Genomic DNA, 13461 nt, shown 5'->3' with positions numbered 1-13461 from the left:
ATGCGTGCCAGCATGCCGTCATGCAGACCCCTGTCCCGGACCCGCAGACCGCCGCCGACCTCGCCGTCCCCCTCGGGAGGGTGGCCGTGATCGGGGCGGGGGCGATGGGCACGGGGATCGCGCAGGTGGCCGCCCAGGCCGGGCACGAGGTGGTGCTGGTCGACGCGCGGGAGGGCGCCGCGGACGAGGCCGTGCGGCGGCTCGGCGCGACCCTGGACAAGCTCGCCGCCAAGGGCAAGATCACCGCGGAGTCCGCTGCGGCGACGCGGGATCGGCTGTCGACGGTGGTGTCGGCCGCGGACCTGCCACCGTGCCACCTGGTCATCGAGGCGATCGTCGAGGACCTGGCGGTCAAGCGGGAGCTCTTCGCGACGCTGGCGCAGCGGCAGAGCGGCGACACGATCCTGGCGTCCAACACCTCCTCGCTGTCGATCACGGCGATCGCCGAGGGCATCGACCGCCCCGAGCGGGTCGTCGGGCTGCACTTCTTCAACCCCCCGCCGCTGATGCGTCTCGTGGAGGTGGTGCGCGGCGATGCCTCGGGTCCCGAGGTCCTCGAGGACGCCGCCGAGCTGATGCGCTCCTGGGGCAAGACGCCCGTGCAGTGCACGAGCACACCGGGATTCATCGTCAACCGGGTGGCGCGGCCGTTCTACGGCGAGGCGCAGCGAATGGTCGCCGAGGGACTGTGCGACGCGGCGACCGTGGACGCGGCGCTGCGCGGCGCGGGCTTCAGGATGGGCCCGATGGAGCTCACCGACCTGATCGGCCAGGACGTCAACCTCGCCGTCGGCACCAGCGTGTGGGAGCAGACCGACCACGACCCGCGCTACGAGCCGACCGACCTGCAGCGCGACCTGGTGGCGCGAGGAGCCCTGGGGCGCAAGGCCGGTCACGGCGTCTTCCGGTATGCCGAGGACGGCTCCCCCCTCGACGCCGACGTGGACGCCGCAGCCCTGGCCCGGCTCGTCGGCGGGCCCGTCCGCACCGACCCGGTCGCCCGCACCCTGGCGATGCTCGTCAACGAGGCGGTCGACCTGGTCGCCCGCGGCGAGGCCACCGCCGAGGACGTCGACACCGCCATGCGGCTCGGCACCAACTATCCGCGCGGCCCCATCGAGTGGGGTCGCGAGATCGGCCTCGACGTGGTCGCGCAGCAGCTGCGCGAGCTCGACGCGGCCTACCCGGGTGGCCGCTACCGCCCCTCCCCCGCCCTGACCTGAGACCTGCCGGCGGTGGTCGGACCCGTCCGTTCGCGTCGCCCGGTCGGATCCGACCACCGCCGGCAGGAAGGAGAAGCGTGCTCGACCCCAAGCTTGCCCACGTCCGCACCATGTGGGACGACGACGGCGCCTCCCGCCACCTCGGCATCGAGCTCGTCGAGGTCCACCACGAGGACGGCCTCGGCCGCGCCCGCACCCGGATGGCCGTCACCGAGACCATGGTCAACGGGCACGACATCATGCACGGCGGCCTGATCTTCACCCTCGCCGACTCGACCTTCGCCCTGGCGTGCAACGCCGGCGGCCAGACCACCGTCGCGGCCGGCTTCGACATCGACTTCGTCGCCCCCGCGCGCCGAGGTGACATCCTGCTCGGCCACGCCGTCGAGCGGGCTCGCTACGGCCGCAACGGGATCGACCGACGTCACCATCACCCGTGAGGCCGACGGCGCGCTCGTCGCCGAGCTCCGCGGCCGGTCTCGCGCCATACGGCCTCGGGGCTGACGTCGGCCCTCACCCCTCCCGGGACACCGGCAGCGCCCTGCACCACCGCCCGACCCAGCACCGCTCCACCCTCGACGAAGGAGTCGACATGAGCACCCTGCCCACCATCGACGAGCGACCGGACCTCTTCGACGACGCGGAGCGCTAGTCGGTCGACGAGCTGCGCGCCCACCAGCTCGAGCGGCTGCAGAGCACCGTCCGCGCGGCGTACGACCACGTGCCGCACTACCGCTCGCAGCTGGAGGAGCGCGGCGTCCACCCGGACGACGTCAAGGCCCTGGAGGACGTGCGACTGCTGCCCTTCACCTCCAAGAAGGACCTGCGCGACACCTATCCCTTCGGCCTGTTCGCCGTGCCGCGCGAGCAGGTCGTCCGCGTGCACGCCTCCTCGGGGACCACCGGCAAGCCGACGGTCGTGGGCTACACCCAGCAGGACATCGACACCTGGGCCGGGCTCGTCGCCCGCTGCATCCGCGCCGCCGGCGGCCGACCCGGCGACATGCTCCACAACTCCTACGGCTACGGCCTGTTCACCGGTGGCATCGGCGCGCACTACGGCGCCGAAAGGCTCGGCTGCACCGTCGTGCCGGCGTCGGGCGGCAACACCGAGAAGCAGATCCAGCTCGTCCAGGACTTCCGGCCGCGGATCATCACGGTCACCCCGTCCTACTTCCTGTCGATGCTCGACGCGATGGAGGGCTACGGCCTCGACCCGCGCGAGACCTCCCTGCAGATCGGGCTCTTCGGCGCGGAGCCGTGGACCGAGGCGATGCGCCAGCAGATCCAGGAGCGGGCCGGGATGCACGCCACCGACATCTTCGGTCTGTCCGAGCTCATGGGTCCCGGCGTCGCGCAGGAGTGCGTCGAGACCAAGGACGGCCTGACCCTGTGGGAGGACCACTTCCTCGCCGAGATCATCGACCCGATCACCGAGGAGCCGGTCGCCGACGGCGAGGAGGGCGAGCTCGTCGTCACCTCCCTGACCAAGCAGGCGATGCCCGTGCTGCGCTATCGCACCAGGGATCTCACGCGGCTGCTGCCCGGCACCGCGCGCCCCGCGATGAGGCGCCTGCAGAAGATCACCGGCCGCACCGACGACCTGATGATCGTCCGCGGCGTCAACGTCTTCCCCACGCAGATCGAGGAGATCGTCCTGGGGATCGACGGCCTGTCGGCGTACTTCCAGTGCCTGCTCACCCGCCCCGGCCGGATGGACGAGCTGACCGTCCGGGTCGAGGCGCTGCCCGGCGTGGACGACGCCCGCAAGCAGACGATCACCCGCGAGCTGCAGCACCAGATCAAGTCGCGCATCGGCACCTCCGCGAGGATCGACCTGCGCGACGAGGGCGGCGTGGAGCGGTCGGTCGGCAAGGCGCGGCGGATCGTGGATGAGCGCGACCTGCGCTGACGCCCCGGGGGTATGCCGAGGCGCGCGGCTGCGGGCTCCCTGCCGGCGCGCGGGCGGGTGGCCTGGTCGCGCGCCGGCAGGGAGCGGGGGCGCCGTTCGGTCGGCACACGGTCCCCACGGTCCGACCACAGCGTAGGACGTGACACCATGCGGCGGTGAGGACGACGACGGCCGTGCGCGACGGCGACCGCTGCTGGTGGGGGCCGCACCCCCCTGGCGACCAGCTGCGGCCGATAGTGATCGACTCGTGGCTGGTGCAGGAGGGACGCTCGCGCCGACCGGTGCGGCACCTGCGGCGCTTCGCCGCGGCAGCGGACCACCTCATGCTGCGCCAGGACCTCGAGGTGATCCTCGACGAGGTGCTCGCCCTCATCCCGCGGGAGGGTCGCTGGTGGCCGCGGGTCGAGGCCTACAACGACGCGGTGGCCCTGTGGCTGCGCCCGGCGACCGATGCTCCCCAGGACATCACCGTCTGGGTCGCGGATGCCCCCGACCCGCGAAACTGGCCGCACGTCAAGGGATCTGACCTCGCCGTCCAGACCAGGGTGCAGGAGCGCGCCCGACGCCACGGCGCGTCCGACGCCCTCCTGTGGCGCCCCGATGGACGGCTGCCCGAGGCGCTGGAGACCACCTGGTCCTCGCTGGTGTGGTGGGACGGCGAGCGTCTCGTCGCCCGACCCGTCGACGACCACGCGCTGCCCTCGATCACGGTGGAGTGCCTGGAGATCGGGCTCGCGGACACCCCGCACCCGCTCGCGCGCGGGCGGCTCTCCGTCGACGCCCTGCTCGACAAGCCGGTGTGGGCGGTCAACGCGGCCCGGGGCGTGCAGTTCGTCCGGGAGTGGGTGCTGCCGGGGGGCGAGCGCCGCGGCACCCCGCACGGCCCCACCGAGGTCGGGCTGGGCGCGTTGCTGCGCGACGCCCTGGAGAGGACGACCGGGCCGCTGCCCGAGCACGTCTCGTGATCGTCTCGCTCCTGCCGGGTCCGGTGAGCGCGCCGGAGGCCTACCGGGCGCTCTTCGGCGCCGAGCCCGTGGCCGCGTGGCTGGACTCGGCGCGCTGCGAGGGCGGGCTGGCCCGGTGGTCCTACCTCGGGGCGCCGGGGCCGACCGGCGAGGTGCTGAGCTACCGCGTCGGGTCCGGACGGGTGCTGGTCTCGTCGGACGGCCGTATGCCGGAAGGCGGCACGCACGATCTCGCGGCGGGCGACGCCGACGTCCGCGGTGGCGTGACCTGCGAGGGGGGAACGATCGTCGACGCGCTGCGCCGGCGCCTCGCGCCCGCTGTCGGGGCCGCGTCCTCGTCGCCCCCGGCGCCCGCATCGCCCGCGAAGCCCTCGGCACTCACGTCGCCGGAGTCCGCCGTGGCGACGGGCCTGGCGACGCGGACGGCTCGCGCGGCGGAGGCGGGGTGCCCGACCGGGGACGGTCCCTGCGCGGCGCACGGTCCGGGTGCGGAGCTGCCGTTCGACCTGGTGGACGGGTGGATCGGCTATCTCGGGTACGAGCTCAAGGGTGACCTGGGCGCCGTCAACCGGCATACCTCCCGCCGACCGGACGCGGTGTGGCTGCGCTGCGAGCGCCTGCTCGTCCTCGACCACGAGACCGGTCGCGCCTGGCTGGTCGGGCACGGGACGGGCGCCGGGCAGTGGGTGGCCCACGCCCGAGAGCTGCTGCGCGACCTGGCCGCCCACGGTCCGACGTGCCCCGCCCCCCGCCCGCAGGACGCCGCCGACGTGCGGACGGCGGGTGTGGGGCCGCAAGGTGTGGGGCCGCAGGGCGGCCGGCGCGGCGCGGGCCCGCGGCACGACGCGCCGGGGGACGTGCGGCTGGCGCGGGACCCGGACACCTACCGCGCCGACGTGGCCGCCTGCCTGGAGGCGCTGCGACGGGGCGAGTCCTACGAGATCTGCCTGACCGACACGGTGCTCACGTCGTGCGCCGGTGATCCCTTCGCGGCCTACCTGCGGCTGCGGGAGCTCAACCCGGCGCCGCACGCGGCCTACCTGCGGCTGGGTGACACCCATGTGCTCAGCGCCAGCCCGGAGCTCTTCCTGCGGGTGGGCCGGGACGGCTGGGTCGAGACCAAGCCGATCAAGGGGACGGCGCCTCGGCACCCCGATCCCGACGAGGATGCCCGCGCCGCAACCGATCTCGCGGCCGATGCCAAGACGCGCGCCGAGAACCTGATGATCGCCGACCTGCTGCGCAACGACCTGTCCCGTGTCTGCGACCCCGGGACCGTGCAGGTGCCGGCGCTGATGGCGGTCGAGTCCTACGCGACCGTCCACCAGCTCGTGACCACCGTGCGCGGCCGGATCGCGCCGGGGCACACCGGGATCGACGCGGTCGAGGCGTGCTTCCCCGGCGGGTCGATGACCGGCGCGCCCAAGCACCGCACGATGGAGATCATCGACGAGCTGGAGAAACGGGCCCGCGGGATCTACTCGGGGGCGCTGGGATTCGTGGATCGGTCAGGGGCCCTTGACCTGTCGGTGGTGATCCGCACCGCCGTCGTCGAGGACGGCGAGGCCGAGATCGGGGCGGGCGGCGCGATCGTGCTGGACTCCGACCCGGACGCGGAGACCGAGGAGATGCTGCTCAAGGCCCGGTCGGTGCTGCCGGCCTTGCCCGGCTGACCTGGCCTCGGGCGGGTCAGCCCGACGGCAGCTGCTGCAGGGTCCCCCAGAGGATCCGACCGGCCCCGGTGGGCGAGTAGTGCACCCAGGTGCCGCGACGCTCGGACCGGACCAGCCCGGCCTCGCGCAGCCGACGCAGGTGGTGCGAGACCGTCGACGGGGAGACGCCCAGATCGGGCAGGGCGCAGACGCACAGGGACCCGTCGGCCGTGGCGATCGCGGCGAGCAGCCCCAGCCGCACCGGGTCGGCGACCGCACGCAGCGAGGCCGCGACCTCCTCGCACCGATCGGTCGGCCACCCGGCTGCGGCGAGATCCCCGAGCTCGGTCCTGGGGTCGGCGGGCTCGGCGGCGGCTCCGGGGCAGGCATCCGTCATACCACCATGTTGACAATCCGCGCGGCGCAGCGCCACCCTAGATCGACATCCATCAAATCAGGAGCGCACCCGTGGACGACCACAGCGTGGCTGGCAGGCTGTCGACCCTCGACCGGTTCCTGCCGGTGTGGATCCTGGCGGCGATGGTCGTCGGCCTCCTGGTGGGACGGCTCGTCCCGGGCCTGTCCGGCGTCCTGTCCACCGTCGAGGTGCAGGGAGTCTCGCTGCCGATCGCGCTCGGCCTGCTGGTGATGATGTATCCGGTGCTGGCCAAGGTGAGGTACGACCGGCTCGACACGGTCACCGGCGACCGCCGCATGCTGGTCGCCTCGCTGCTGCTCAACTGGGTGGTGGGGCCGGCGCTGATGTTCGCCCTGGCCTGGACCTTCCTGCCCGACCTGCCCGCCTACCGCACCGGTCTGATCGTCGTCGGCCTCGCCCGATGCATCGCGATGGTCATCATCTGGAACGACCTGGCGTGCGGTGACCGGGAGGCCGCCGCCGTGCTCGTGGCGCTGAACTCGGTCTTCCAGGTCGTCGCCTTCGCCGGGCTCGGGTGGTTCTACCTGTCCGTGCTGCCGGGATGGCTGGGGCTCGACCAGGCCTCGCTCCACGTGTCCCCCTGGCAGATCGCCGCATCCGTGCTCGTCTTCCTCGGGATCCCGCTGCTGGCGGGCTATCTCACCCGGCTGCTGGGTGAGCGACGCTGGGGGCGCGAGCGGTACGAGCGCGAGTTCCTCCCACGCGTCGGCCCGTTCGCGCTCTACGGTCTGCTGTTCACCATCGTGGTGCTGTTCGCGCTGCAGGGACGCCAGATCACGGACCGACCCCTGGACGTCGCCCGCATCGCCCTGCCGCTGCTCGCCTACTTCGCGCTGATGTGGGGCGGCGGTTATCTCCTCGGGCGGGCGCTCGGGATGGGCTACGCCCGGACCACGACGCTCGCGTTCACCGCGGCCGGCAACAACTTCGAGCTGGCGATCGCGGTGGCCATCGCGACCTTCGGCGTCACCTCCGGGCAGGCGCTCGCCGGGGTCGTCGGCCCGCTGATCGAGGTGCCCGTGCTGGTCGGACTGGTCTACGTGTCGCTGGCGCTGCGACCCCGGTTCGCCGCCCGCACCTGAGAGCGTCGCGGACCTGAGCGCTCGAGAGCTGCTGACCCGGGCAGGATCAGGGGCGTATGTCGGCAGGTGCGTCGGTGGTCGCCTGCAGGTCCGATGCGCGGCCAGGTCCGCTGGTCACCGCCGCCGGGCGACGACGGTGAAGGTGCACGGCACGAGGTCGCGCTCTCCCTCCGGGAAGGCATACCGGCCAGGCGCGACCTCCGTCATACGAGGCATGAGACGCAAGGGCAGGGTGCGGCCCTCGTCGAGACGCTCCAGCGCGAGCCCGGCGTCGAGGAGGGCGCCCACGACCTCGGAGAGCGGGTGCGGCCACTCGTAGGTCGTCGGATGCGCCACCCGCCCCTCTCCGACGTAGGTGCCGTCGTCGTCCCAGCGTGTCGCCCGCCCGGAAAGTAGCGGTAGCGCAGGCGCATGTCGGGCTGGTGCTCGCGAGGGCGAGGAGCATCGGGTGGCCGTCGCGGAGGTGGAAGACGCCACCCGGGCGCAGCAGCCCCGCGACCTGTCGGGCCCATCGGTGCAGGTCACCCACCCAGCAGATGGTCCCGATCGAGGTGCAGACCACGTCGACGTCGCCCTGGACCGCGGCGCGCGCGTCGAGGACGTCCGACTCGACCCAGGTGACCTCGCTGGCGGTGCGGGCTGCGAGACGGCGGGCGACCTCGAGGGAGCCGGGCGACAGGTCCACGCCTGTCATCCGCCCGCCCGCCCGGGCCAGCGAGACGGTGTCGGTGCCGATGTGGCACTGCAGGTGGCAGACGTCGAGCCCACCCAGGTCGTCGACGCAGGCGGATCCGACCGCCCCCGCTCGGTCTGCGGGGTCGCTCAGGAGGCGAAGACGCCGATGACCGGGTTCCACTCGGTGACGTCGACGCCCGTGACCAGACCGGCCTGCTGGAAGGGGTCCTGCTCCAGCGTCGAGCGCACCTCGTCGGCCGACCCGGCCTCGAAGATCAGCAGCGCGGACGCGGGCGTCGTGCCGACGTACGGCCCGGACGCCTTGAGCAGGCCGCGCTCCACCAGGGAGCCCAGGAAGTGTCGGTGCTCGGGGCGGACCTCGTCGAGGCGCGGGTCGTCGGCATAGGTGTAGCGGACTGCGTAGAAAGCCATGGTGACAACCTACCGGGGGCGGTCCGATCCGCCTGGGCGACCAATGCGGATCGGACCGCCCCCGGTAGGTCACCAGTCGGAGGAGGACTCCTGCTCGGCGCCGATGGTCGTGTCGGCCCCGTGGCCGGTGTGCACGATCGTCTCGGCGGGCAGGGCGAAGAGCTTCTCCCGGATCGACGCGACGAGGGTGTCCCGGTCGGAGAAGGACCGCCCGGTCGCCCCCGGCCCGCCCTGGAAGAGCGTGTCCCCGGAGAAGACGCACCCGAGCGACGCGGCGTGGTAGCACGTCCCGCCCGGCGTGTGCCCCGGCGTCGCCAGCGCGCGCAGCGTCACCCCGGCCACCTCGATCTCTTGCCCGTCGACGACGTCCTCGTCGGGCTGGCGGGTGTCGTAGGTCTGCTGCCACAGCTCCAGGTCGTGGAAGCTCATCAGGATCGGCGCGCCCGTCGCGTCGGCGAGCTCGGCGGCGCGGTTGACGTGGTCGTCGTGGGCGTGGGTGCACAGGATCGCCTTGAGGGTGCGGTCGCCCACGACATCGAGGATCGGCTGCAGGTCGTGCGGGGCGTCGAGCACCACGCACTCGTCGTCGTCGCCGAGCACCCACACGTTGTTGTCCACGTCCCAGGTGCCGCCGTCGAGGGTGAAGGTCCCCGACGTGATCACCTGCTGGACCTGCACGTCACCGGCCATCAGAGCTTCACCACCGATCGCAGCACGTCGCCGTTCTTCATGGTCGCGAAGGCCTCCTCGACCTGCCCCAGCGAGATCGTCTCGGACACGAAGGCGTCCAGGTCCAGACGCCCCTGCAGGTAGAGGTCGGTGAACATCGGGAAGTCCCGCGAGGGCAGGCAGTCGCCGTACCAGCTGGACTTCAGGGATCCGCCCCGCCCGAAGACGTCGAGCAGCGGCAGCTCGATCCGCATGTCGGGGGTCGGCACCCCGACGAGCACCACGGTGCCGGCGAGATCGCGGGCGTGGAAAGCCTGCTCGTAGGTCTCCGGGCGGCCCACGGCCTCGATGACCACGTCCGCGCCGTTGCCACCGGTCAGCGCCCGCACGGCCTCGACCACGTCGCCGTCGGCCGGGTCGATCGTGTGCGTCGCCCCCAGGTCGCGAGCGCGGTCCAGCTTGCGGGGGTCGGTGTCGATGCCGACGATCGTGGCCGCGCCGGCGAGGCGGGAGCCCATGACCGCCGCCATGCCGACCCCGCCCAGACCGATCACCGCCACCGAGTCGCCGCGACCGACCTGACCGGTGTTGATCGCCGCGCCCAGCCCGGCCATGACGCCGCAGCCCAGCAGGCCCACGGCTTCGGGACGCGCCGCGGGGTCGACCTTGGTGCACTGCCCGGCGGCGACCAGCGTCTTCTCCGCGAAGGCGCCGATCCCCAGCGCCGGCGTCAGCTCGGTGCCGTCGGTCAGCGTCATCCGCTGCGTGGCGTTGTGCGTCGCGAAGCAGTACCACGGCCGACCGCGCCGACATGCCCGGCACTGGCCGCACACCGCGCGCCAGTTGAGCACCACGAAGTCCCCGACCTCGACCTCGGTGACGCCCTCGCCGACCGCGGACACCCGCCCGGCGGCCTCGTGCCCGAGCAGGAAGGGGAACTCGTCGTTGATCCCGCCCTGCTGGTAGTGGTAGTCGGTGTGGCAGACGCCGCAGGCCTGGACGTCGACGACCGCCTCACCCGGACCCGGGTCGGGGATCACGACGTCGACGAGCTCGACCGGCTCGCCCTTGGCGCGGGAGACGACTCCCTTGACGGTGGTGGGCATGCGCGCTCCTGTCCGGGCCGGCGGCGCAGCGGCCGCGGCCCACTCGGGGGATTCCTCGTCATCATCCCAGGTGTGGCTCCCCCCGGGTCCTTGCACGCCCTCAGGATCGGGGGTGCACGATGGCCGGTGTGAACTCCACCGACCACGCCCGCGCCCACGCCGGGCATCCCGCCCGCGGGGGCCTGGCCCTCGCGGCCCTCGGTGTCGTCTTCGGCGACATCGGCACCAGCCCGCTGTACTCCCTGCAGACCGTCTTCAGCATCAACCACAACGAGGTCAAGCCCACGCCGACCGACGTCTACGGCGTGATCTCGTTCGTCTTCTGGTCGATCACCATGGTCGTGTCGGTCAAGTACGTCGCCTTCGTCATGCGCGCCGACAACGACGGCGAGGGCGGGATCCTCGCGCTCGCGGCCCTGCTGCGCGGACGGCTCGAGCAGCGCAAGCGCCTCACCGGCATCGCCATGATGCTCGGGATCGTCGGCGCGGCGCTGTTCTACGGCGACTCGATGATCACCCCGGCCATCTCGGTCATGTCCGCGATCGAGGGCATCTCGGTCGTCAGCGACGGGTTCGCCGACCTCGTGCTGCCCATCGCCGCCGTCGTCCTGACCGGGCTCTTCGCGGCCCAGCGCTGGGGCACCGAGAAGGTCGGCAAGACCTTCGGCCCGATCATGGTGCTCTGGTTCGTCACGATCGCCCTCCTCGGCATACCCCACATCGTCGCCAACCCGGCCGTGCTCCTGGCGGTCCTGCCTTGGTATGCCGTGAGGTTCGCCGTCGAGGCGCCGCTGGTGGCCTTCGTGGCGATGGGCGCGATCGTGCTGTCGATCACCGGCGCCGAGGCGCTGTACGCCGACATGGGGCACTTCGGGGCGCCGCCGATCCGGATGGCGTGGTTCGGGCTCGTGTTCCCGGCGCTGGTGCTGTGCTACATGGGGCAGGGCGCGATGATCCTCGAGCACCCCGAGAAGGCCACCAACCCGTTCTTCTCGATGATGCCGCACTGGCTGGTGCTGCCCATGGTGGCGCTGGCGACGATCGCCACGGTGATCGCCTCGCAGTCGGTCATCTCGGGGGCCTTCTCGGTGTCGCGGCAGGCCACCCGCCTCGGGCTGCTCCCCCGCCTGACCGTGCACCACACCTCCAAGGAGGAGGGCGGTCAGGTCTACGTCCCGGCGATCAACTGGATGCTCTACATCGGGGTGCTCGCGCTGGTCTTCGTCTTCCGCAGCTCGGAGCACCTGGCCACGGCATACGGCCTGGCGGTGACCGGGACGCTGCTGCTGACGACGGCGCTGTTCCTCATGCTGGCCCACCGGGTGTGGGGCTGGAATGCCTGGCAGCTGTGGGCCTTCGCGATCCTCGTGGGCGGGGCCGAGGTCACCTTCTTCGTCGCCAACCTCGCCAAGGTCGTCAAGGGCGGCTGGCTGCCGCTGCTCATCGCCGGCGTCGTCGTGGTCGTCATGACCACCTGGCGCGCGGGCGCCGCCCTGGTCGCCGAGCGCCGCACCGACCTGGAGGGCTCGCTGGCGGAGTTCCTCGACGAGGTGCGGGCGCGCGGCGTGCAGCGGGTCCCCGGCGTCGCCGTGTATCCCCACGTCAACGGCGTCACCACCCCCCTCGCCCTCAAGACCAACGTGCGGCTCAACCGGGTGCTCCACGAGCACGTGGTGATCCTGTCGATCGTCAACGAGAACGTCCCCCACATCCGCCACGTCGACCGCATCTGCGTGTCCGACCTGGGCGACCCGGACGACGGGGTCTGGCACGTCACCTGCCGTGTCGGCTTCAACGACAGCCAGGACATCCCCCGCGCCCTGCAGCTCGCGGTGCACTCCAGCCCGCCGGAGGTGCTGCGCTTCGACCCGCTCGCAGCCAACTACTTCCTGTCGGTCATGGACGTGCACCAGGGCGGGACGGCGCCCATGCCCCGCTGGCGCAAGCTGCTCTTCATCACCCTGGCGTCCAACGCCGCCCACCGCACCGGCGTCTTCCACCTGCCGCCCGACCGCACCGTGCTGATGGGGGCGCGCGTCAACCTCTGACGCGGCCCCTGGCCGGCAGCGGGACCGAGGCGACGGCATGCCGGGGAGGCGGTGGGCCACCAGGCCCCTCCCCGGCATACCGGGGAGGGGCCTGGTCCGGAGCGCCGCTCCCGGCATACGGGACGAACCGGGCGAACCCCCAGCGGGACCCGAGCCGGGACCCCTAGGCTGACGACATGCGCGTTCTCGTCAGCGGTGGGGCCGGATACATCGGCTCGCACACCGTCCTCCAGGTCCTTGCTGCCGGTCACGACGTCGTCGTGGTCGACAACTTCTCCAACGCCAAGCCGGCGGTCATGGCCCGGCTCGAAGCCCTCGCGGGGCAGCCGATCGAGGTGCACGGCTTCGACCTGACCGACCGGGACAAGACCGAGCACCTCTTCGCCAACGAGCAGTTCGACGCGGTCATCCACTTCGCGGGCTTCAAGGCCATCGGCGAGTCCGTGGAGAAGCCGCTGGAGTACTACGAGAACAACCTCGGCTCGACGTTCTCCCTCGTGCGGGCCATGCAGCGCCACGGCGTCAAGAAGCTCGTCTTCTCCTCCTCCGCCACGGTCTACGGCACCCACCAGGAGGCCGCCACCGAGGACCGCGACACCTTCGCCACCAACCCCTACGGCTGGACCAAGGTGATGATCGAGCAGATCCTGCGCGACGTCGCCGCCGCCGACCCCTCGCTGCGGATCGCGCTGCTGCGCTACTTCAACCCCGTCGGCGCGCACGCCTCGGGGACCATCGGCGAGGACCCGCAGGGCATCCCCAACAACCTCGTGCCGTTCATCGCCCAGGTCGCCGTCGGCCGCCGCGAGGCGCTGTCGATCTTCGGCGACGACTACGACACCCCCGACGGCACCGGTCAACGCGACTACATCCACGTCGAGGACCTCGCCGCCGGCCACGTCGCGGCGCTGCGCCGCCTCGGCGAGATCGACGACCCGGTGTCCACGTGGAACCTCGGCACCGGCCAGCCCGCCTCCGTCAAGGAGATGCTGGCGGCGTTCTCGCGCGCCGTGGGCCGCGAGCTGCCCGCCAAGGTCGCTCCCCGCCGCCCCGGCGACGTGGCCGTGTCCTACGCCGACCCCACCAAGGCCAACCGCGAGCTCGGCTGGCACGCCACGAAGTCCATCGACGAGATGTGCGCCGACACCTGGCGGTGGCAGTCCGCCAACCCCGAGGGCTACCCCAGCTGACCCAGCCCGTGACTCGTATGGCGAGCGCCCACTCGCCATACGAGTCAGCCCGAGCACGCCACTGCCCA

The 13461-nt window shown here is 72.4% G+C and carries 14 protein-coding genes and 1 pseudogene; 9 read left to right on the top strand and 6 right to left on the bottom strand.

Annotated features, from left to right (window positions below; translation table 11 throughout):
- Positions 1–20: 20 nt before the first annotated feature.
- The 6 genes from MM438_RS00650 to pabB all read left to right on the top strand — a co-directional run bounded on the left by MM438_RS00650 (position 21) and on the right by pabB (position 5773).
- Positions 21–1223, top strand: a complete 1203-nt coding sequence (locus tag MM438_RS00650; RefSeq protein WP_241449367.1) for an FAD-dependent oxidoreductase — start codon at positions 21–23, stop codon at positions 1221–1223.
- A 77-nt stretch (positions 1224–1300) separates the two neighbouring features.
- A complete protein-coding gene (locus MM438_RS00645) occupies positions 1301–1663 on the top strand; it encodes a hotdog fold thioesterase (protein WP_241449365.1) in 363 nt (120 codons plus the stop codon).
- A complete protein-coding gene (locus MM438_RS00640; RefSeq protein ID WP_241449363.1) occupies positions 1660–1875 on the top strand; it encodes a hypothetical protein in 216 nt (71 codons plus the stop codon). Before MM438_RS00645 ends, MM438_RS00640 begins: the two co-directional genes overlap by 4 nt.
- A gap of 12 nt (positions 1876–1887) precedes the next feature.
- Positions 1888–3135, top strand: a complete 1248-nt coding sequence (gene paaK / locus MM438_RS00635) for a phenylacetate--CoA ligase PaaK (protein WP_241453227.1) — start codon at positions 1888–1890, stop codon at positions 3133–3135.
- Positions 3136–3290: 155 nt separating this feature from the next.
- Positions 3291–4100, top strand: coding sequence for an aminotransferase class IV (locus MM438_RS00630; RefSeq protein ID WP_241449361.1), 810 nt, complete (start codon positions 3291–3293; stop codon positions 4098–4100).
- Positions 4097–5773: an aminodeoxychorismate synthase component I gene (gene pabB / locus MM438_RS00625; RefSeq protein ID WP_241449359.1), complete on the top strand. Its 1677-nt coding sequence runs from the start codon at positions 4097–4099 to the stop codon at positions 5771–5773. Before MM438_RS00630 ends, pabB begins: the two co-directional genes overlap by 4 nt.
- A gap of 16 nt (positions 5774–5789) precedes the next feature.
- Here pabB and MM438_RS00620 read toward each other — a convergent pair whose 3' ends face one another.
- Complete coding sequence (locus MM438_RS00620) at positions 5790–6149, bottom strand: ArsR/SmtB family transcription factor (RefSeq protein WP_241449351.1); 360 nt, start codon at positions 6147–6149, stop codon at positions 5790–5792.
- Between the two features lie 71 nt (positions 6150–6220).
- Between MM438_RS00620 and arsB the strand changes: the two genes are divergently transcribed.
- On the top strand, positions 6221–7273 hold the full coding sequence (gene arsB / locus MM438_RS00615) for an ACR3 family arsenite efflux transporter (RefSeq protein ID WP_338155485.1): 1053 nt from the start codon (positions 6221–6223) through the stop codon (positions 7271–7273).
- Between the two features lie 114 nt (positions 7274–7387).
- On the opposite strand, the gene MM438_RS16565 is transcribed toward arsB, so the two are convergent.
- The 5 genes and pseudogenes from MM438_RS16565 to MM438_RS00590 all read right to left on the bottom strand — a co-directional run bounded on the left by MM438_RS16565 (position 7388) and on the right by MM438_RS00590 (position 10155).
- Positions 7388–7609, bottom strand: coding sequence for a hypothetical protein (locus MM438_RS16565; protein WP_241453511.1), 222 nt, complete (start codon positions 7607–7609; stop codon positions 7388–7390).
- A gap of 190 nt (positions 7610–7799) precedes the next feature.
- Positions 7800–7967: pseudogene (locus MM438_RS16560) on the bottom strand (class I SAM-dependent methyltransferase); the annotation flags it as partial.
- Positions 7968–8095: 128 nt separating this feature from the next.
- Complete coding sequence (locus MM438_RS00600; protein WP_241449342.1) at positions 8096–8380, bottom strand: YciI family protein; 285 nt, start codon at positions 8378–8380, stop codon at positions 8096–8098.
- Between the two features lie 69 nt (positions 8381–8449).
- Complete coding sequence (locus MM438_RS00595) at positions 8450–9070, bottom strand: MBL fold metallo-hydrolase (RefSeq protein ID WP_241449340.1); 621 nt, start codon at positions 9068–9070, stop codon at positions 8450–8452.
- Positions 9070–10155: an S-(hydroxymethyl)mycothiol dehydrogenase gene (locus MM438_RS00590; RefSeq protein WP_241449338.1), complete on the bottom strand. Its 1086-nt coding sequence runs from the start codon at positions 10153–10155 to the stop codon at positions 9070–9072. The genes MM438_RS00595 and MM438_RS00590 overlap by 1 nt, the downstream gene beginning before the upstream one ends.
- Before the next feature lie 128 nt (positions 10156–10283).
- Here MM438_RS00590 and MM438_RS00585 point away from each other — a divergent pair, with 128 nt between their 5' ends.
- Both MM438_RS00585 and galE read left to right on the top strand, forming a co-directional pair.
- A complete protein-coding gene (locus MM438_RS00585; protein ID WP_241449330.1) occupies positions 10284–12203 on the top strand; it encodes a potassium transporter Kup in 1920 nt (639 codons plus the stop codon).
- Between the two features lie 176 nt (positions 12204–12379).
- Positions 12380–13393, top strand: a complete 1014-nt coding sequence (gene galE, locus MM438_RS00580; RefSeq protein ID WP_241449327.1) for a UDP-glucose 4-epimerase GalE — start codon at positions 12380–12382, stop codon at positions 13391–13393.
- Positions 13394–13461 lie beyond the last annotated feature (68 nt).

The sequence above is a fragment of the Arsenicicoccus dermatophilus genome, assembly GCF_022568795.1.
In the GTDB taxonomy this organism is placed as follows: Bacteria; Actinomycetota; Actinomycetes; order Actinomycetales; family Dermatophilaceae; genus Arsenicicoccus; species Arsenicicoccus dermatophilus.
Note: the sequence above shows the minus strand (reverse complement) of the source record. Positions and strands in the feature narration are given on the sequence as shown.